Source organism: Pseudomonas sp. R4-15, from assembly GCF_055768815.1.
On the sequence record NZ_CM147293.1, the window covers coordinates 1,871,640 to 1,891,223 of the forward strand.

The window sequence follows — 19,584 nt, forward strand, 5'->3', positions numbered from 1 at the left end:
GGCATAGGCGAGGGCACCTGCGGTGCCAGGCAGGCTTCAGTCTGCAGTCAGTTCATGAATGAACGTCGTTATATCAGGGAGGCCATCATGGTGCACCGCGTTCCCCGAAATGGAATCCCAGGCGGCTTTTGAAGCGGTGCAAAGATGCGCAATGATTTCAACTGAAACTGCATCCACCAGCGCGCCGACTGGAACCCAATAGTAAGCCATTCCCCTGATTTCATTAGGGGTGGGTGAGCCGCACTGGCTACAGAGGTGTGATGAGAAACCGGTTTCTCTAACCCAGCTCTTGATGTGGTCTCGATTTGATATCCAGGAGAATTTCTCAGCAGGAACGAGGGTGCTCAAGTTGGAGGCTGTCCCGCTTTGCAGGCGGCACAAGGAACAGTGGCATTGGTATGCTCTTATGGTTGGCATGTGCAACTCAAAGTGGGTTTTTCCGCACAGGCATTTTCCTTGCACTGAAGCTGCTCCTTCAATTAACTAATGCCGCGTGGTGAAGTGGCTTTCCACTCCCATGGTAAGAAAATCCGTCTGACGCTGCACTCTACATCGCTGCGCTCTGATGGTGTTTCTTATGAAATAACCGGTTACCTATCAAAAAGGGGATGGATTCATTTTCTGGGCTGTCGCTTGGGTCTGCCCTGACCTCGCAGTTCAACCCGCTGCCCTCGGATGCTTTCTACTTCATCGACAAAACGAGCGCTCCCGGTTAGCTGCCCCCTCTGCAGTGCACGGATCAGATCAATCTCGCTCACTGGACGGCTTGGTGCATGAACTCCATGTAGCGCAGACGATTTCGATAGCGCGTAGCTCGTGCCGCCAGCGCCTTCATCAACTGCCCCAGCCCGGTAACAGATTCACCGGGCGCCACCAGCAGGTGGACATGATTGGTCATCAGGCAATAGGCGTAAACCTTGACCCCGAAGACTTCTTTCAGCTCACGCAGATCAGAAATATAACGCTGATAATCCTGCTCCGCGGCAAACACCACCTGCCGGTTATGCCCTCGCTGCACCACATGGTGTGGGTGGTTCGGCAACACAATACGCCCCATCCTTGGCATAACGACCTCCATCCATTGGAATCTTCAACTTGGTCGATCTGGTGAAAAATAAATCTGTCCCTTTTTTTTGCTTTTTTTTGAAAGGCGGCATTCTGAACAGCGTAGACTTTATCATTGATCATTAAGTGCCAAAGAATATCTTTTGATTGCTGGCACTTATGCTTCCCCAAGACCTCTACGGCAGACTTTCTGTTCTTATGGCTAGTTTTATCGCCAGCCAATTTCTTTAGCTCTTCAATATTGGCTGGGGGTTCTGGAGTAAAATTACTCGTTGAGTTCTCCTTCGGTGCCGCTGGGCACGATGAACATAACGCTTTTAACACTTGACCGAAAAAGCGTAGCATTTTTGGGTCAAGTGCTTACTCTTGTTATGCTATGAGTCCGGCCACTTGGGATAATGGGATTCTTAATGATTGATCTGAAGCGGCCCATAGCCTTTGCATTACGACTATTCTTTCATCCGCTCCTTCTTTCACTCTTTTATATCCAGATATTTCTGAGCTATGTATTACGATGGCCTCATCGGACGTGCAGAGAATTGCCCAAGGTTCTGATGAGTACCAAACTACTGCAAACTTGGGCAGGCCATATTCAGGATGATCTCTGAGGGTGCGATTTCCATGGATAGAGAATAGTTGGTGAATTGAATCTTCATCTGATGTAAATGCACGCGAAAGACTATTATCCGCGCATTTTTTTGTGCCTTTCTTTAGCTGCCCGAACCTAGAGGAGTGATGTTTTCTCCAAGCAAAGTGCGTGTGTACAGCAGCAAATTCCGCACATTCATTTTCCTTGTTACGAACGTCTGACCAGGTGAAATTAGTCATTTTTTCTCCTTATTTTTCTCGCATAACGTTTGACGTGAGGGGCCGCCGCAGCGGCGAAGCCGCGAAGGGAACCCACAAGCGCAGCTTGTGGGCGGTCCCTCTCGACGGAATGGTTAGAGAACGCTTTGAGCATGGCGATTGTGATAAGCAATAAATTCTTCACCAATTTGATGCCCCGAAACGGACTTGATGTCTCCGGCTGACAGAGGTTGGGCGAAGTAATCAAGTATGACGTGACAGTTTGGGCAGACAACTATGATGTTTTCCGGTTTGTCAGGACCAAAGTGCGGAGAACCAAGGGGCTTTAGATGGTGTGCTTCCGAGTATGTTTTCCCCGATAGCATGATCTCTGTGGCACACAATTGGCATTTATTGCCATGCAAAAGTTTAATTTTCCTCGCTAACTCTGTATCTCGAAGAACACGATATGTAGTTTGCTCCGAGCGGCCAGGAGATTCAGTGCCAATAGGTAACTGACCAACATCACTTGCAATTGGGGTTTTTGCGAGATTTTTTCTTAACCCCCAAATCCCTGCGCCCAAACCGTGGACAGAAAAGAAGAGATCGTTTCCTGAAGAGAAAGCCTTTGAGTCAGATGAATTCCGCTCAATTGCTCCACGAACTGTGGGTTCGAAAGATTTTGGATGGGGTTCTGGGCGAATCTTTCGAACCTCTTTGTAGATATCAGTGAGGGTTGCAACCCCACCGAGGTTTGAAAGGGCCTGTTCGATGTCATCGGACCACGTGGCCATGGTGTTCTCTAACGCCGAAGCTCAGTTGCCGACCGAAGCGCGGCAGCGCTTTGGGCGGTCAACTGGAGTGATTTGTTAGCTTTTCTCGGCGAGATACTTTTTTGCACATCGACCAACGAAACTGCGCCCTGGGTTTTCACCGCTAATCCATTCATCTAAAGAGAACAAATCGAAAAGTCCCACCTTGATTAAGGTGGGGACAGCAGCTTCAAGTTCTTCCTCAACCGAACCTCGCTCGCCCGAGTTATACAATTCGACGTTACGCAGCATTGTTGCGACCGTGCCCGTTTGCACTCTGCTGCCATCCCGGAGAGTAACCGCTGGAAGCTTCTCTCCTTCCGCGACGATTTTCTTATTGATCGTACTTAGTCGTTCGGTATTTTCTGGCGAAATGTTGGACATGGCTAACTCCTTATAAGAACTTATAGCTAACGATTAAGCTAACTACTATTCGACACCATTTGGGTGAACAAACGCACCAACTGGTGGGTAACATTCTCTTGCTGGCGGCCGTAACGGCTCTAGATCGCGCTATCTGCGCTCCCGGGGCGTTATGCACCAGCCCTGCAAGTCCTTTTGCCAGCATGCTGGCCTGACCGCACATTAGCTTTCATGCTGAGTTCCAGACAAGGGGGCTGTGTCAGTGCCGGAATCACTGGGACGGATTGCCGCGCAATGGGGCGATTGTCCCGTGCGTTCCTGGATGCCTCTGGGCGTACAAAGGGACAGGTTTATTTTTCTGTCCTTTTCCAAGGTGCGCTGTGGGGCAGTCGGCCAGTTGGCCATCGATCAGTGTCAGGCTGTGGGCGCCGATCCTGGGGGCGCCATCGCGCTAGCTGACCTGGATGGGGCCTTCGCGCGCGATGGCGGTGCCTCGCCGGGCGCGGTAGCCGGCGGCGGGGCTTCATCCAGGTGCAGCAGGTGCGCGAGGCAGGCGTTGGCGCCGGTTATCACCGGCGCTTCCATCAGGCTGAACAGGCTCTAGATCCAGATATCGTTCTGCGCCGTGCGCTCACCGCCTTCGTCGCCGGTGTTGAGCACGCCGCGGGGTTCGATGAGCATCAGTTTCACTTCCTTTTCGGCGAAGGGCTTGTGCTCCACGCCGCGGGGCACGACGTAGAGCTGTCCGGCGTCGAGGGTGACCTGCCCATCGCGCAGGTCGATGCGCAACTGGCCTTCGAGTACCAGAAAGGCCTCGTCGGTCTCCGCGTGCGAATGCCAGATGAAGTCGCCTTGCAGGCGAACCACCTTGAACTGGTAGTCGTTCATCTCGGCAAACACCCGTGGCGACCACTGCTCCGTCAGCAGCGAGACCTTGTGCAGCAAGTCGACGGGGGTGTGGGCGATGGCGTTGGACATGGCGTACTCCTTGGAAATGGGAGTCGCCAGCCTAGGTTGTCGTGGGCGCGTCTTCTTGGACGATCGTGCAGCTTCAGCGGTCGCGAAGCATGGCCAGCCAGCGTCCGGGCGGCAGGCCGAAGCCGCGCAGGAAGTGGCGCGACATGTGGCTCTGGTCGAAGAAGCCCGAGGCCAGTGCGGCGTCGGCCAGGGAATGTCCGGCGTGCAGCAACTGCCGACAGTAGGCCAGCCGACGCATGCTCAGGTAGCGGTAGGGACTGGTGCCGTAGAGCGCGCGAAAATCCCGCGACAGGCTCCAGCGGTCGCGGCCGCTGATGCGTTCCAGTTCACCGAGATCGACGGTTTCGCGAAAGTGTTCGTGCAGGTAACCGCGGGCGCGTTCGGCGGCCGGGTAGTCCAGCGCGCGCCGCCCACGTTTACGGCCGCTGGCCTGCTGTAGCGCCAGGGCGAGGTCGTAGATGGCATCGTCTTCTTCGAGGGATTCCAGCGGTTGCTGGATGGCGCCGAGCAGGGTTGCGCTGGCGCGCAGCAGGCGCGGGTCGCTGGAGAGACCGCCGGCGATGAAGGGCAGCGGCTGGCCGCCGAGCACCTGCTGGATCAGCACTGGGTCGAGATAGAGCATGCGGTAGCGAAAGCCCTCCTCGGTGCCGGCCATACCGTCGTGCAGCTCGTCCGGATGCAGCACCAGGGCGCCGCCGGGCAGGCTGTGGCGCATCGCGCCGCGATAGCGAAAGCTCTGCACGCCGGCCAGCGTATGGCCGATGGCGTAGGTGTCGTGGCGATGCGGCTCGTAGCCGTGGCCCTGGAAATAAGCCTCGATGCGCGCGACCTTGCCGTCGTCGTCGCCGTGGATCACCCAGTCGCCGGTTTGCGCCATGGCTTGCCCTTCAGTCGGCCAGTTGGCCGTCGATCAGCGTCAGGCTGTGGCCGCCGATCCAGGGGGCGCCGTCGCGGTAGCTGACCTGGATGCGGCCGTCGCGCTCGATGGCGGTGCCCTGGCGGGCGCGGTAGCCGGCGGCGGGGGCTTCGCCCAGATGTTGCAGCAGGTGCGCGAGGCAGGCGTTGGCGCTGCCGGTCACCGGGTCTTCCACCAGGCTGCCCTGCTGCGGGATCAGCGCACGGATCTCGTAGTCGATTTCGCTGGCGGCGGGATGCCGGGCGTAGAGCGCCACGCCGACGCTGTCGATGGCTTCGGCCAGGGCTTCGACGGCGTTCAGTTGCAGGCGCGTGGCGAGGCAGTTTTCCAGCGAATCCATGGGCACCAGCAGCCAGCCGATGCCGGCGGTGACCAGTGTGGCCGTGCCGGCAGCGCTGGCGTGTTCGCCGAGGGCGCTCTGCAGCAGCGCCCGGGCGTTGTCGTTCAGCACGGTGAAGCGCGCCGGCGGGGCGCGGAAGGCGAGGCTGCCGTCGTCATGTTGCTGCAGTTCGATCAGACCGGCGCCGCACTCCTGCACCAGGCGACCGGGCGTGCGCGGCGCGAGGCCGGTTTCCAGCAAGGCGTGGGCGGTGCCAAGGGTCGGGTGGCCGGCGAACGGCAGCTCGCCGTCGGGGGTGAAGATGCGTACCCGGTAGTCGGCCTCGGGCGTGCTCGGCGGCAGCGCGAAGGTGGTCTCGGAAAGATTGGTCCAGCGCGCGAAGGCCTGCATCTGTGCGTCGGACAGGCCTTCGGCATCGAGGATCACCGCCAGCGGGTTGCCCAGGTAGGAGCGTTGGCTGAACACGTCGACTTGTTTGAAGCGGCGGGGCATGGCGGTTCTCCGGTCAGGCATGACGCAGGGTCAGCAGGGTGATTTCCGAGGGGGCTCCCAGGCGCATCGGTGGGCCCCAATAGCCGGTGCCGCGGCTGATGTAGACGCACAGGTCGCCGAGGCGGTGGATGCCGGCGACCCAAGGTTGCTGCAGGCGCACGAAGTGCATCCACGGCCAGAACTGGCCGCCGTGGGTGTGCCCGGACAGCTGCAGGCGGAAGCCGGCTTCGGCGGCGGCGTCCGCCGAGCGCGGCTGGTGCGCGAGCAGCAGCGGGTAGGCCTCGGCGGGGGCTCCACGGCGGGCGGCGCTGGGGTCCGAGCGCTGCGCCGGGTCATAGACACCGGCGGAGTAGTCGGTGACGCCGGCCAGGGCGAGCTGCGCGCCGCTGTGCTCGATCAGCCGATGTTCGTTGAGCAGCACGGTGAGGCCCATGCGCCGCCATTCGGCGACCCAGGCCTCGGCGCCGGAGTAGTACTCGTGGTTGCCGAGCACCGCGTACACGCCGTGGCGCGCGCGCAGTTGGCCGAGCGGGGCGATCTGTTCGCGCAGTTGTTCGACGCTGCCGTCGAGCAGGTCGCCGGTGAGCACCGTGAGGTCCGGGTTGAGGGCGTTGCAGCGCTGCACCACGCGATCGATCCAGCCTCGGCGGATGGTCGGGCCGACGTGTACGTCGCTCAGTTGCACGATGCGCAGGCCGTCGAGGCCCTGGGGCAGTCCCGGCAGCTTGAGTTCGACGCGCTTGATGCGCGGCGAGCGGCGCGCGTTGAGCAGGCCGGCTAGCGTCATCAGCAGGGTGCCCGCGAGCACGGCCCAGGCGCTGCCGGCGATCCAGGCATGGGGCAGTTCGACGGCGAACAGCGCGAGCACGCCGAGTACCAGCGCGCGCGCCAGGCCCAGTACCAGCAGGCAGGAGAAGCTGCCCATCCACAGCAGGGCGACCCAGGCCACGGGGCGCGGCAGGCTGCGCGAGCGCAGGCCCAGCGGCAGCAGCAGCCAGGACAGCACCAGGAAGGCGACGGCCAGCAGGCGGCCGGGATGCTCCAGCGGCAGGGCGGGAATCAGCGTAGCGCCGAGCAACAGGTGCAGGGCGGCGAGGATGGACATCAGGGTCAGGCGTGAACGCAGCATGTCGCCTCCATCGGCTCAGGGTTGGGTGGCCAGCCAGGCGCGGCGGCCGGCGGCGTCATGGAAGCTCCAGGCGAGGAAGCGGCTGCGCTTTTGGCCCTGGCTCATGGGTTGTTCGCGAATCTCCACGGCGCCGACGCGTCGCAAGGCCTCGCGCAGCGGCGGCAGGTTGCCGGACTTGGAGACCAGCGAGGTGAACCACAGCACCTGCTCGGCGAACTCCACGCTTTCGGCGGCCATGCGCTTGAGGAAGGCCAGTTCGCCGCCGGGACAGTGCAGTTCGTTGGCCTGGCCGCCGAAGTTCAGCGTCGGCAGCTTGCGCGATGGGTCCTGGCGGCCGAGGTTGCGCCACTTGCGGCGGCTGCCGGCACTCGCCTCGGCGGCGCTGGCGTGGAACGGCGGGTTGCACAGGGTGGCGTGCAGCCGCTCGCCGGGCTGCAGGATGCCGGCGAACAGGCGTTGGGCATCGCCCTGGCGACGCAGTTCGATGGCGCCGTGCAGACGGTTGGCGCGGACGATCTCGCCGGCGGCGGCGAGCGCTGTGGCGTCGATGTCGGCGCCGAGCATCTGCCAGCCGTAGTCCAGGTGGCCGAGCAGTGGATAGATGCAGTTGGCGCCGCAGCCGATGTCCAGCAGGCGCACCTTGTCGCCGCGCGGTAGCTCACCCGCGTCCTCGGCGAGCAGGTCGGCCAGGCCGTGGATGTAGTCGGCACGACCGGGCACGGGCGGGCACAGGTAGCCGGGCGGAATGTCCCAGTGCTGCACGCCGTAGAGCTGGCGCAGCAGGGCCTGGTTGAGCAGGCGTACGGCCTGCGGGTCGGCGAAGTCGATGCTGCGCTTGCCATGCGGATTGCGGATGACGAAGCGCGCCAGGGCCGGGTTGGCCTGGATCAGGCGATCGAAATCATAGCGGCCCTGGTGGCGGTTGCGCGGATGCAGGGTGCCTTTACTGGCGGGTGGTGACATGGGGCGGGACATGGCGGAAGGAAGACGGATTGTCCCACAGCCCTGCTCGGTTGTTGCACTACAGTGGTCGAGCAACAGTTGGCCTTGGGATGTTATGTTGTTGCGTCCCTGGTTGCCGGATGCTCCCATGCGCCTGCCTGCGCTATCCCTTCTTCTCTGCGCCGCCTTTGCCCTGCCGGCGCACGCCGAGCTGCCTCGCCTGATGGGCGCCGACGTGCATTGCGTACGCAGCGCCAGCATCCTGCATTGCAGCGATCCACGCGGCAATTTCTACGCGGTGGCGCAGCAGGGCAACCAGTTCTATCTGCGTGGCTTCGATGCGCGCTCGGGATTGTCCTGGGCGCAGACGCTCACGCGCCTGGGGCGTATCCAGTACTTCGCCGGGGCGAGCAGCGATTTCAACCTGTGGACCGGCAGCGGCCGGCGCATCGGCTGGAACCAGGTGAACAGCTTCACCACCGGCGACGGTGAGCGCGGCCAGGTGAGCTGCAATCGTTTGCGCGGGTGTCGCTAGGAGGGCGCGACAGTGACCTCGGCCACTGCCGCGCAGGATGACTAGCCGCGTTTGCCGAGCACGCCGCGCAGGGTTTCCTGCAGGTCCGCCGGCAGCAACACGGTCTTGGCGTTGGCGCTGCTCGCCAGGTTGTCCATGGCGGCGATGTACTTCTCGCCGAGCAGGTACATCATCGGCCCGCTTTCGTTGCCGATGGCGGCGGTGACGCGGCGGATCGCCTCGGCCGAGGCTTCGGCGAGCATCACCTGGGCGTTGGCGTCGCGTTTGGCGGACTCCAGACGGGCCTCGGCCTCGAGGATCGCGGACTGCTTCTCGCCCTCGGCGCGGGTGACCATCGCCTTGCGCTCGCGCTCGGCGGCGGCCTGCAGTTCCATCGCGCGCTGCATCGATTCGGACGGCTTGATGTCCTGGATTTCCACCGACTTCACGGTCAGGCCCCAGTCGACGGCCTCGTCGGCGATGCTCTCGCGCAGGCGCGCCTTGATCTTGTCCCGCGAGGACAGCGCCTCGTCCAGCTCCATCTCGCCGACGATGGAGCGCAGGGTGGTCATTATCAGGTTGCGGATCGCCTCGGAGAAATCAGTGACGCCGTACACCGCCTTGACCGGATCGGTGACCTTCACGAAGGCGATGGCGTTGGTCAGGATCACCGCGTTGTCACGGGTGATGACCTCCTGCTCCTGCACGTCGAGGATGATGTCCTTGGTGATCAGCTTGTAGGCGACGTTGTCCAGGTAGGGGATGAGGATGTTCAGACCCGGACGTAGCGTGGCGTGGTACTTGCCCAGTCGTTCGACCACCCATTCCTCGCCCTGGGCCACCAGGCGCACGCCCTTGGCCACGGTGACGACGACGAATACCAGGATCGCGACGGCGATGATCAGTCCCGCATTCATGTGTAGCTCCTTGTTTGGCGCGGGCCCTCAGGCCCGCGTGATCTTGAGAAAACTGCCTTCGATGGAGACCACCTTCACCCGTTCGCCGGAGGCGATCTCCTGTTCGGCGATGCAGGCCCATTCCTCGGCGCCGAGGATCGGCTTCTGGAAGCGCACGCGGCCACGCTGGAAAGGCGCCACGGCACCGACCAGCAGGCCGATCTCGCCGAGCACCGTGCCCTCCGCCGTGCCGACCAGGGTGCGCTGGCGCCGCGGACTGAATACCCGGAACCAGAGCACCAGCATCGCCAGCGAAGCGACGATCCACAGCCCCAGCTGGGCCGTCAGTGAGAGCGTCGGGACGACCAGCAGCGCCAGCGCCACGAGTAGCGCACCGAGGCCAAACCAGATCACGAAGAAGGTCGGAATCGCCAGCTCGGCCAGCACCAGGCCAAGCCCGCCGACCAGCCACCACCACCATTCGATCGCCATGCGCGACGTTCCTTGTCAGAAGGGAAACAGCCAGGGCACCAGCAACACGCACAGGGCCATGACCAGGAACGTGAATGGTACACCGACCCGCACGAAATCAGCGAAGCGATAGTTGCCCGGCCCCAGCACCAGGGTGTTCACCGGCGACGAGATGGGCGTCATGAAGGCCGCCGAGGCGGCCAGTGCGACGGTCATCGCGAAGGGGTAGGGCGAGGCGCCCAGTTGTTCGGCGGTGGCCACTGCTACCGGTGCCATCAGCACCGCGGTGGCGGTGTTGGAGATGAACAGCCCGATCAGCGCGGTGACGGCGAACAGGCAGGCGAGGATCGCCCTTGGCCCGGCTTCGCCGAGGGCACCGACCAGGGCGTCCACCGCCAGGGCGATGCCGCCGGTCTTCTGCAGCGCCAGGGCAAAGGGCAACATGCCGACGATGAGGATCAGGCTCGGCCAGTGGATGGCCTTGTAGGCGCTGTCGATGTCGATGCAGCGGAAGGCGCCCATCAGCAGGCAGCCGATCAGTGCGGCGAGCACGTTGGGCACCGCGCCGCTGACCATCAAACCGACCATCACCGCCAGGCTCAGCAGGGCGTACGGCGCCTTGCGCGCGGTGGGTGCCATCTCGTCCACCTCGGCGGGCAGGCCGAGCAGCAGCACTTCGTCGCGCTGGCCCTGCAGGCGCGCGATATCGCGCCAGGCACCGGCCACCAGCAGGGTGTCGCCGGCGCGCAGCTTCTCGTCGACCAGCAGGCCGTCCATGGCCTCGCCGCGGCGCCGCAGGCCGACCACGTTGAGCTTGTAGCGACTGCGGAAGGCCAGTTCCTGGACGCTCTTGCCCGGCAACGTCGAGTCCGGTGGCAGGGCCACTTCGGCCAGGCCCAGCTCGTGGGAATGCAGGCTGAAATAGGAGCTGGGCAGCGGCAGCGGCTCCAGGCCGAGTTCGTCGTAGGCGCCGAGCAGCGCGATGGTCGGGCTGGCGAGGTCCACCAACAGCACGTCGCCGGGTTGCAGCTGGGTATTGCCGGTGGCCATCAACAGCAGGCTGCGGAAGCGCCGCTGACGTTCCACGGCGATGACGTTGATGCCGTACTGCTTGCGCAGCTCCAGTTCGTCCAGGGCCTGGTTGGCCAGCGCTGAATCCTGGCGCACGCGCAGACGCCGCTCGCGTTCGCTCAGGCGGTAGGCGCGTGCCACGTCGGCCAGGGTGCGGCGGGCCACGGCGGCCGCATGCACCGGATTGCCGGCGAGCAATCGACCGCGCAGCAGGAGCATGTAGCCGAGCCCGGCGAGCAGTACCGCGAGGCCCAGCGGGGTGACGTCGAAGAAGCCGAAACCCTCGTAGCCGGCGCGCCGCAGCTCGGCATGCACCACCATGTTCGGCGGCGTGGCGACCAGGCTGAGCATGCCCGAGATCAGCCCGGCGAACGCCAGCGGCATCATCAGCCGGCCCGGCGGGATGTGCAGGCGCGCGGCGATGCTCAGGGTGATGGGAATGAAGATGGCGACGATGCCGGTGGAGCTCATCACCGAGCCGAGCAGTGCCACGGCGAGCATCAGCAGGACCAGCAGGCGCGCCTCGCTGTTGCCGGCGCGCGCCACCAGCCAGTCCCCCAGGCTGTAGGCGATGCCGGTACGCACCAGGCCGTCGCCGATGACGAACAGCGCGGCGATCAACACCACGCTGGCGTCGGCGAAGCCGGCCAGCGCCTCGGGCACCGTGAGCACCCCGGACATCGGCAGGGCGACCATCGCCAGCAGCGCGACCACGTCCATGCGCGGCCGGTTGCGCACGAACAGCGCCACCGCCATGGCCAGCAGGCAGAGGACCCAGAGCAGTTCCTTGGTCATCGAACGGGTGTTTCCAAAGGCAGGGAGCGGCAGTCTGTCACGGGTAGCCGAGAACGGCCTTGATGCGCGGCAAATGGCTGCCGACCCAGGCCGGATCGATCGCGCCCCAGTCGCGGATGCGGTAGAAGCCGGCGTTGTTGCGCTCGCCCTCGGCCTGCTCGAAGACGCAGTCGATGTCCAGTTCGTGCAGGGCGGAGAGGGTGTCTTGGGCGGTGCGGCGGGGCATGCCGGTGGCTTCCATCAGCGCCGGTACGCTGGTCGCGTTGCCACTGTCGATCAGCCAGGCGACGTACAGGCGGCGGTAGAAGCTGGTCTTGGTCTTGCTCGGTTCCATGGGGGCACTCCTGCGAAGTGCCCCGAGGGTAACAGAGGCGGGTTGCCCGGAACGACAAAGGCCGCGAACGACGTGAGTCGCCCGCGGCCTTTGTGATGCCGCCTGCGGATCAGAGGTTGGCGATGCGTCCGCGCTGCTCGACCAGCTGTGCCAGCGCCTGTTCGGCCTCGGCGAGCTTGGCGCGCTCCTTGTCGATCACCGCGGGCGGGGCCTTGGCGACGAAGGCTTCGTTGCCGAGCTTGCCACCGACGCGCTGGACCTCACCTTCCAGGCGGGCGATCTCCTTGTCCAGGCGCGCCAGTTCGGCGCCCTTGTCGATCAGTCCGGCCATCGGCACCAGCACTTGCATGTCGCCGACCAGGGCCGTCGCCGACATCGGTGCCTCCTCGCCGGCGGCCAGCACGCGCACCGATTCGAGCTTGGCCAGCTTGGCCAGCAGTTGCTCGAAGTCGGCCAGGCGACGGCGATCCTCGTCGTTGGCGTTGGCGAGGATCACGTCGATGCGCTTGGCCATGGAGATGTTCATCTCGCCACGGATCTGCCGCACGCCGAGCATGAAAATCTTCACCCAGGCGACGTCGTCCTCGGCTTCGGCATCGATGCGGCTCTCGTCGGCCACCGGCCAGGGTTGCAGCATCAGGGTGTCACCGGACTTGCCGGCGCTGGCCTTGATGCGCTGCCAGATCTCTTCGGTGATGAACGGCATGAACGGGTGCGCCAGGCGCAGCGCGGTCTCCAGTACGCGCACCAGGGTGCGGCGGGTGCCGCGCTGGCGTTCGATGGAGGCGTGCTCGTCCCACAGCACCGGCTTGCACAGCTCCAGGTACCAGGCGCAGTACTCGTCCCAGATGAACTCGTAGAGGGCCTGGGTGGCGAGGTCGAAGCGGAACGCGTCGAGGTGACGGGTGACTTCGATCTCGGTGCGCTGCAGCGCCGAGCTGATCCAGCGGTCCACCGGCGACAGCTCAACGGGCTCGCCATTGGCGCCGGTGTCGAAGCCGTCGGTGTTGTCGATGACGAAGTTGGCGGCGTTCCACAGCTTGTTGCAGAAGTTGCGGTAGCCCTCGACGCGACCCATGTCGAACTTCACGTCGCGGCCGGTGGTGGCCAGCGAGCAGAAGGTGAAGCGCAGGGCGTCGGTGCCGTAGCTGGCGATGCCCTCGGGGAACTCGGCCTTGGTCTGCTTGGCGATCTTCTCGGCGAGCTTGGGCTGCATCATGCCGCTGGTGCGCTTGGCCAGCAGGGTGTCGAGGTCGACGCCGTCGACGATGTCCAGCGGGTCGAGCACGTTGCCCTTGGACTTGGACATCTTCTGCCCCTGGCCGTCACGCACCAGGCCGTGGACGTAGACGGTCTTGAACGGCACCTGGCCGACCAGGTGGGTGGACAGCATGATCATCCGGGCGACCCAGAAGAAGATGATGTCGAAGCCGGTGACCAGCACGTCGGTGGGGTGGAAGGTCTTCAGGTACTCGGTCTGCTCGGGCCAGCCAAGGGTGGAGAAGGTCCACAGGCCGGAGCTGAACCAGGTGTCCAGCACGTCTTCGTCCTGGCTCAGGGGTTCGTCATTGCGGATGTTGTACTTGGCGCGCACTTCGGCCTCGTCGCGGCCGACGTAGACGTTGCCGGCTTCGTCGTACCAGGCCGGGATGCGGTGGCCCCACCAGAGCTGGCGGCTGATGCACCAGTCCTGGATGTCGCGCATCCAGCTGAAGTACATGTTCTCGTACTGCTTGGGCACGAACTGGATGTCACCGCTTTCCACCGCGGCGATGGCCTTCTCGGCCAACGGCTTGGTGGAGACGTACCACTGGTCGGTCAGCCAGGGCTCGATGACGGTGCCGGAACGGTCGCCCTTGGGCACCTTCAGCGCGTGGTCCTCGATCTTCTCGAGCAGGCCCATGGCGTCGAATTCGGCGACGATGGCCTTGCGCGCGGCGAAGCGGTCCATGCCGGCGTAGCCATCGGGCAGGCTGCCATCGACGCGGGTGTTGGGTTTGCCGTCGATGTCGAACACCTGGGCGCGGGCGAGCACCGCGGCGTTCTTGTCGAAGATGTTGATCAGCGGCAGGTGGTGGCGCTTGCCGACTTCGTAGTCGTTGAAGTCATGCGCCGGGGTGATCTTCACGCAGCCGGTGCCGAACTCGGGATCGCAGTAGTCGTCGCCGACGATGGGGATCAGTCGGTTGACCAGCGGCAGCATCACGTGACGACCGATCAGCGCCTTGTAGCGCGGGTCTTCCGGGTGTACCGCGACGGCGGCGTCGCCGAGCATGGTTTCCGGGCGGGTGGTGGCGACGATCAGGTAATCCTTGCCCTCGGCGGTCTTGGCGCCGTCGGCCAGCGGGTAGCGCAGGTGCCAGAGGTGGCCCTTCTCGTCGTGGTTCTCCACCTCGAGGTCGGAGATCGCGGTGTGGAACTTGGTGTCCCAGTTGACCAAGCGCTTGCCGCGGTAGATCAGGCCGTCGGCGTGCAGCCGCACGAAGGCTTCCTTGACCGCTTCGGAGAGGCCTTCGTCCATGGTGAAGCGTTCGCGCGACCAGTCCACGGAGGAGCCTAGGTGGCGGATCTGGCGGGTGATGTTGCCGCCGGATTCGGCCTTCCAGTCCCAGACTTTCTCGATGAAACGCTTGCGGCCGAGATCGTGGCGGCTGACGCCCTGGGCGGCGAGCTGGCGCTCGACGACCATCTGCGTGGCGATGCCGGCGTGGTCGGTGCCGGGCTGCCAGAGGGTCTTGCGGCCCTGCATGCGGCGGAAGCGGATCAGCGCGTCCATGATCGCGTTGTTGAAGCCGTGGCCCATGTGCAGGCTGCCGGTGACGTTCGGCGGCGGGATCATGATGGTGTACGGCTGGCCCTCGCCTTGCGGGGCGAAATACCCGTTCTGCTCCCAGGTCTGGTACCAGGAGGTTTCGATGGCGTTGGGCTGGTAGGTCTTGTCCATGTGAGGGGGGAACCTTGGAGCGGCTGATCGTGTGGACCGGCGAGTATACCCAAGGAAGGTGGGGAGACGCGAAGCGCTAGTGCGGCGTTCTGTCCTCTAAAGCGCGCAGTTGGCGTTCCATCTCGGCGGCCAGGCGCTGGCGCAGCTCGGCTTCGATGCGCGGGGTGAACTCGGCGAGCAGTTCGGCGAGGATGCCGGGTGCGGCGTCGCGCAGGTGGGCCTGCAGCGCTTGCGCGCGGTCCGTGGCAGCGATTTCGTCGACCGGCGCCTCGCTGGCCTGGGGCGCAGGGAGTCGCGGCGGGGTGCTTTCCGCCTCGTCCTCGACGATGTCCTGCAGCAGCGGAATGCGCTGCGGGTCGAGGTCGGCAAAGGCGTTGGGCACCGGTTCGCTGCCAGAGGGCTCCTGGAGCATCTCGTGCAGGTCGTTGAGTTCTGCGAGCAATCGCCCGCGACGTTCGTCGCTCATGCTCAGAGCTCCACACGGCGCGGCTCGTAGCCACGCTTGCGGTAGTCGCGGAAGTTCTCGCGGCAGGCGCTGAGCAGTTCTGGTTGCTGGTTGACGATCTCGATCACCCGGGAGAAGTGCGCCAGTTGCGGCGACAGGTCGGGCTTGAGGTTGACCAGCAGTCCATGGGCGGCGCTGGGCACCTCATCGATACCGATCACCACGGGCGCCAGCGGATCGTCCGCGTGAAGCCCGTGGGGCACGAAGCTTTCCTCGCGAAATTCCCAGAGCAGGGCGTCCAGCGCCTCGCACTCGGCTTCGTCGCTACCGCGCAGGAACACCGGCAGGCCGGCGCGCCAGCCCTTGCCGGCGAGCACGCAGGCCGTGCGCCGGCGCGCCTGCTCGCTGGTGTCGGGAAGTACGTAGAACTCGACGCGGGTGTCGCTCATCGCGCTGCTCAGGCCTGCTCGACGCGATCGAGCAGGTACTGGGTGAGCAGCGGGACCGGGCGGCCGGTGGCGCCCTTGTCCTTGCCGCCGCTGACCCAGGCAGTGCCGGCGATGTCCAGGTGTACCCACTTGTAGGCCTTGGTGAAGCGCGACAGGAAGCAGCCGGCGGTGATGGTGCCGGCCTTCGGCCCGCCGATGTTGGCGATGTCGGCGAAGGGACTGTCGAGCTGGTCCTGGTATTCGTCGAACAGCGGCAGTTGCCAGGCGCGGTCGCCCGCGCTGACGCCGGCGGACAGCACCTGAGCGATGAGTTCGTCGTCGTTACCCATCAGGCCGCTGGTGTTGGCACCCAGGGCGACGATGCAGGCGCCGGTGAGGGTGGCCATGTCGAGCACCGCGCGCGGCTTGAAGCGTTCGGCGTAGGTGAGGGTGTCGCACAGCACCAGGCGCCCTTCGGCGTCGGTGTTGAGGATCTCCACGGTCTGCCCGCTCATGCTCGTGACGATGTCGCCGGGGCGCGTGGCGCGGCCGCTGGGCATGTTCTCGGCGCAGGCCAGCAGGCCCACCAGGTTGATCGGCAGGCCCAGTTCGAGCACGGCGCGGAAGGTGCCGAGCACGCTGGCGGCGCCGCACATGTCGTATTTCATCTCGTCCATGCCGGCGGCGGGTTTGATGCTGATGCCGCCGGTGTCGAAGGTGATGCCCTTGCCGACCAGCACGTAGGGCTGCTCGCTTTTCTTTTTCGCGCCGTTGTATTGCAGCACCACCAGGCGCGGTGGCTGCTCACTGCCCTGGGCCACGGCGAGGAAGGCGCCCATACCCAGTTCCTTGAGTTTCTTCTCGTCCAGCACCTCGACCTTGAGCTTGGCGAACTCCTTGCCCAGTGCCTTGGCCTGTTCGGCGAGGAAGCTGGGGTGGCAGAGGTTGCCGGGCAGGTTGCCCAGGTCCTTGGCCAGGGCCATGCCGGCGGCGATGGCGCTGGCATGGGCGGCGCCGAGCTTGGCCTCGGCTTCGGCGGCGCGGCCTTCGAGCAGGATGATCTTCTTCAGTGCGCGGGGTTCGGCTTTCGTGCTCTTGAAGCGATCGAAGCGGTACTCGCCGTCGGCGAGCAGCTCGCTGGCCAGGCGCACGCGGGAGTAGGTGCCGCGCTCCTTGACCTGCAGGTCGTCCAGAGCGAGTGCCGCGTCGGCGCCGCCCAGGCCCTTGAGCACGCCGGCAACGGCGGCGATCAGTTTGCGGAAGGCGCGCACGTCGAGCACTGGCTCCTTGCCGCTGCCGACCAGCAGTACGCGCTCGGCCTTGATGCCGGGCAACGTATGGATGAGCAGGGTCTGGCCGAGCTTGCCGGCGATGTCGCCACGCTTGAGGATCGCCGCCAGGGCGCCACCACTGGCCTGGTCCAGCGCCTGGGCGGCTTGACCGAGCACGCGGCCTTCACCGAGGGTGACGACCAGGGTGGCGGTTTTCAGGGTTTCCGGGCGGGCGTTCTTGACAACGAAATCCATCGTGAGGGGTCCCCAAGACAAAGAGTCGGGTTTTCAGGATAATGCCGGCTGTTTGATCCAGGCTCGTCCAAGCGCGGGCCGGCCTCTGACAGCTAGTGTGAGCGTAGCTGGTCGAGGCTGACAACCCTGGAGTGTCCGGTTTGATCCTCTTTCGCTATCTGTCCCGCGAGCTGCTGGTGACCCTTTCCGCCGTCAGTGGCGTACTGCTGGTCATCATCATGAGCGGCCGCTTCATCAAGTACCTGGCGCAGGCCGCGCAGGGTGTGCTCGATCCGTCGGCGCTGTTGCTGATCATGCTCTATCGCATGCCCGGCTTCCTGCAGCTGATCCTGCCGCTCGGGTTGTTCCTGGCGATCTTGCTGGCCTATGGGCGCATGTACCTGGAAAGCGAGATGACCGTGCTCAGCGCCACCGGCTTCAGCCAGCGGCGTTTGGCGTTGTACAGCCTGGCTCCGGCGGCCGTGGTCGCCGCGCTGGTCGCCTGGCTGAGCATGGGCCTGGCGCCGCAGGGCATCAGTCAGGTCGAGCGCATCCTCAATGCCCAGGACGCGCTGACCGAGTTCGACACCCTGGCACCGGGGCGCTTCCAGTCGCTTTCCGACGGTACGCGGGTCACCTATACCGAGAAACTCTCGGCGGACCGTGGCGAACTGCAGGGCGTGTTCATCAGTGAGCGACGTGCCGGCAGTGCGGGCAAGGAGCCGCAGATTGGCGTGCTGGTGGCCCAGCGCGGACGCCAGGAGATTCAGCCCGACGGCAGCCGCTACCTGATCCTCGAGAATGGCTACCGCTACGATGGGGTGCCCGGCCAGGCCGATTACCGGGTCATCAAGTACGACACCTACGGCGTGCTGTTGCCCAAGCCCGAGGTCAGCCTGGAAATCGGCGAGCGCGAGGCCATCCCCACCTCGGCCCTGTTCGGTAGCGATGACCCGCGTCATCAGTCCGAGTTGCAATGGCGCCTGTCGCTGCCGCTGTTGGTCTTCGTCATCACCCTGCTGGCGGTGCCGCTGGCGCGCGTCAACCCGCGCCAGGGCCGTTTCCTCAAGCTGCTTCCGGCGATCTTCCTCTACATGATCTACCTGGCGCTGTTGATCGCCATGCGCGGCGCGCTGGACAAGGCCCGCATTCCGCCTGCCCTGGGGCTGTGGTGGGTGCACCTGTTGTTCCTCGGCATCGCCCTGGCGTTGCTTTACTGGGAGCCCTTCAGCCTGCGCCGGGCGATGCGTCGCGATGCGCGGGAGGCGCTGGCATGAACCTGCTCGACCGTTACATCGCGAAAAGCGTGATGCTCTCCATCCTCTCCGTGCTCGGGGTGATCGGGGGGTTGGCGATGCTCTTCGCTTTCATCGATGAACTGGGCGACATCGAGGGTGGCTATGGCCTGACCGATGCGCTGGTCTATGTACTGCTGACCGCGCCCCGGCGGTTCTACGATTTGCTGCCGATGGCGGCGCTGATTGGCTGCCTGGTCGGCCTCGGTACCCTGGCGAGTAGCAGCGAACTGACGGTGATGCGTGCTGCGGGCGTGTCCGTGGGGCGTATCGTCGGTGCGGTGATGAAGCCGCTGCTGGTGCTGATGATCGCCGGCCTGGTGCTGGGCGAATACCTGGCTCCCGCCGCGGAAAGCCTGGCGCAGTCAAAGCGGGCGATGGCTCAGGACGGCGGCTTGGCGCAGAGTTCGCGGCACGGCGTCTGGCATCGCCAGGGCGAAGAATACGTTCACATCAATGCGGTGCAGTCCGGTGGTGTGCTCTATGGCATCACCCGTTATCGCTTCGATGACCAGCGGCGCATGCTCTCCTCGAGCTTCGCCCGCCGTGCCGTCTACGAGGTCGACCACTGGCAGCTCGAGAACGTCGCTACCACGCGTTTTCTCGAGGGTTCCACCCAGGTGGACGAGGTACCCTCCGAGCGCTGGGACATCGAGCTGACGCCTGATCTGCTGAGCACCGTGTCGGTGGACCCTGAGGCCTTGTCGATCAGCGGGTTGTGGCGTTACGTGCACTACCTGGCGGCCCAGGAACTGAGCAACGGTCGCTATTGGCTGGCGTTCTGGACCAAGGTGCTGCAGCCGGTGGTGAGCGCTGCGCTGGTGCTGATGGCGATCAGCTTCATCTTCGGCCCGCTGCGTTCGGTGACCCTTGGGCAGCGGATCTTCACCGGCGTGCTGGTGGGTTTCGTGTTCAGCATCGCCCAGCAGTTGCTCGGGCCTTCCAGCCTGGTCTTCGGCTTCCCGCCGCTCGTTGCGGTGCTGCTGCCGGCGGCGATCTGCGCGCTGGCCGGCGCCTGGTTGTTGCGTCGCGCCGGCTAGCGTCTGACAGTTCTGCGCAGTAG

General features: G+C 64.4%; 20 protein-coding genes and 1 pseudogene. 3 read left to right on the plus strand and 18 right to left on the minus strand.

Annotated elements, in window-relative coordinates; translation table 11 throughout:
* Nucleotides 1-36: 36 nt before the first annotated feature.
* From ACYRGX_RS08885 to rlmF, 10 genes and pseudogenes are all read right to left on the minus strand, one after another.
* Nucleotides 37-462, minus strand: a complete 426-nt coding sequence (locus ACYRGX_RS08885; protein WP_473056199.1) for a GFA family protein — start codon at nt 460-462, stop codon at nt 37-39.
* Nucleotides 463-614: 152 nt separating this feature from the next.
* Nucleotides 615-1,066: pseudogene (locus tag ACYRGX_RS08890) on the minus strand (transposase).
* A 368-nt stretch (nt 1,067-1,434) separates the two neighbouring features.
* Nucleotides 1,435-1,893 carry a hypothetical protein gene (locus ACYRGX_RS08895; RefSeq protein WP_473056200.1) on the minus strand — a complete coding sequence of 153 codons (459 nt, stop codon included), beginning with the start codon at nt 1,891-1,893 and terminating at the stop codon, nt 1,435-1,437.
* A 113-nt stretch (nt 1,894-2,006) separates the two neighbouring features.
* Nucleotides 2,007-2,645 carry an HNH endonuclease gene (locus tag ACYRGX_RS08900; protein WP_473056201.1) on the minus strand — a complete coding sequence of 213 codons (639 nt, stop codon included), beginning with the start codon at nt 2,643-2,645 and terminating at the stop codon, nt 2,007-2,009.
* Nucleotides 2,646-2,720: 75 nt separating this feature from the next.
* Nucleotides 2,721-3,047 carry a DUF7709 family protein gene (locus tag ACYRGX_RS08905; RefSeq protein ID WP_473056202.1) on the minus strand — a complete coding sequence of 109 codons (327 nt, stop codon included), beginning with the start codon at nt 3,045-3,047 and terminating at the stop codon, nt 2,721-2,723.
* A gap of 579 nt (nt 3,048-3,626) precedes the next feature.
* A complete protein-coding gene (locus ACYRGX_RS08910) occupies nt 3,627-4,004 on the minus strand; it encodes a cupin domain-containing protein (protein ID WP_473056203.1) in 378 nt (125 codons plus the stop codon).
* Between the two features lie 73 nt (nt 4,005-4,077).
* The gene (locus tag ACYRGX_RS08915; RefSeq protein ID WP_473056204.1) at nt 4,078-4,881 is read right to left on the minus strand and encodes an AraC family transcriptional regulator; all 804 of its coding nucleotides are present in this window, start codon (nt 4,879-4,881) and stop codon (nt 4,078-4,080) included.
* A gap of 10 nt (nt 4,882-4,891) precedes the next feature.
* A complete protein-coding gene (locus ACYRGX_RS08920) occupies nt 4,892-5,752 on the minus strand; it encodes a PhzF family phenazine biosynthesis protein (protein WP_473056205.1) in 861 nt (286 codons plus the stop codon).
* A gap of 13 nt (nt 5,753-5,765) precedes the next feature.
* Entirely contained in the window at nt 5,766-6,881 is a 1,116-nt protein-coding gene (locus tag ACYRGX_RS08925; RefSeq protein ID WP_473056206.1) for a metallophosphoesterase, read from the minus strand.
* A gap of 15 nt (nt 6,882-6,896) precedes the next feature.
* A complete protein-coding gene (gene rlmF, locus ACYRGX_RS08930; protein ID WP_473056207.1) occupies nt 6,897-7,856 on the minus strand; it encodes a 23S rRNA (adenine(1618)-N(6))-methyltransferase RlmF in 960 nt (319 codons plus the stop codon).
* Nucleotides 7,857-7,971: 115 nt separating this feature from the next.
* On the opposite strand from rlmF, the gene ACYRGX_RS08935 reads away from it, so the two are divergent.
* Nucleotides 7,972-8,358, plus strand: coding sequence for a hypothetical protein (locus tag ACYRGX_RS08935; RefSeq protein WP_473056208.1), 387 nt, complete (start codon nt 7,972-7,974; stop codon nt 8,356-8,358).
* Nucleotides 8,359-8,399: 41 nt separating this feature from the next.
* Here ACYRGX_RS08935 and ACYRGX_RS08940 read toward each other — a convergent pair whose 3' ends face one another.
* The 8 genes from ACYRGX_RS08940 to ACYRGX_RS08975 all read right to left on the minus strand — a co-directional run bounded on the left by ACYRGX_RS08940 (nt 8,400) and on the right by ACYRGX_RS08975 (nt 17,247).
* Nucleotides 8,400-9,254, minus strand: a complete 855-nt coding sequence (locus tag ACYRGX_RS08940; RefSeq protein WP_473056209.1) for an SPFH domain-containing protein — start codon at nt 9,252-9,254, stop codon at nt 8,400-8,402.
* Between the two features lie 27 nt (nt 9,255-9,281).
* Nucleotides 9,282-9,725 (minus strand): NfeD family protein, encoded by a 444-nt coding sequence (locus ACYRGX_RS08945; protein WP_473056210.1) that lies wholly within the window; start codon nt 9,723-9,725, stop codon nt 9,282-9,284.
* Between the two features lie 15 nt (nt 9,726-9,740).
* The gene (locus ACYRGX_RS08950; RefSeq protein WP_473056211.1) at nt 9,741-11,570 is read right to left on the minus strand and encodes an SLC13 family permease; all 1,830 of its coding nucleotides are present in this window, start codon (nt 11,568-11,570) and stop codon (nt 9,741-9,743) included.
* Between the two features lie 37 nt (nt 11,571-11,607).
* Nucleotides 11,608-11,904 (minus strand): winged helix-turn-helix domain-containing protein, encoded by a 297-nt coding sequence (locus tag ACYRGX_RS08955; protein WP_473056212.1) that lies wholly within the window; start codon nt 11,902-11,904, stop codon nt 11,608-11,610.
* 109 nt (nt 11,905-12,013) lie between these two features.
* On the minus strand, nt 12,014-14,848 hold the full coding sequence (locus tag ACYRGX_RS08960; RefSeq protein ID WP_473056213.1) for a valine--tRNA ligase: 2,835 nt from the start codon (nt 14,846-14,848) through the stop codon (nt 12,014-12,016).
* A 76-nt stretch (nt 14,849-14,924) separates the two neighbouring features.
* Nucleotides 14,925-15,314, minus strand: a complete 390-nt coding sequence (locus ACYRGX_RS08965; RefSeq protein ID WP_473056214.1) for a hypothetical protein — start codon at nt 15,312-15,314, stop codon at nt 14,925-14,927.
* Between the two features lie 2 nt (nt 15,315-15,316).
* Entirely contained in the window at nt 15,317-15,742 is a 426-nt protein-coding gene (locus ACYRGX_RS08970; RefSeq protein ID WP_473056215.1) for a DNA polymerase III subunit chi, read from the minus strand.
* An 8-nt stretch (nt 15,743-15,750) separates the two neighbouring features.
* Complete coding sequence (locus tag ACYRGX_RS08975) at nt 15,751-17,247, minus strand: leucyl aminopeptidase (RefSeq protein WP_473056216.1); 1,497 nt, start codon at nt 17,245-17,247, stop codon at nt 15,751-15,753.
* A 140-nt stretch (nt 17,248-17,387) separates the two neighbouring features.
* Between ACYRGX_RS08975 and lptF the strand changes: the two genes are divergently transcribed.
* On the plus strand, nt 17,388-18,503 hold the full coding sequence (gene lptF, locus ACYRGX_RS08980) for an LPS export ABC transporter permease LptF (RefSeq protein WP_473056217.1): 1,116 nt from the start codon (nt 17,388-17,390) through the stop codon (nt 18,501-18,503).
* Entirely contained in the window at nt 18,500-19,561 is a 1,062-nt protein-coding gene (gene lptG / locus ACYRGX_RS08985; RefSeq protein WP_473056218.1) for an LPS export ABC transporter permease LptG, read from the plus strand. Before lptF ends, lptG begins: the two co-directional genes overlap by 4 nt.
* The last annotated feature ends 23 nt before the right edge of the window (nt 19,562-19,584 follow it).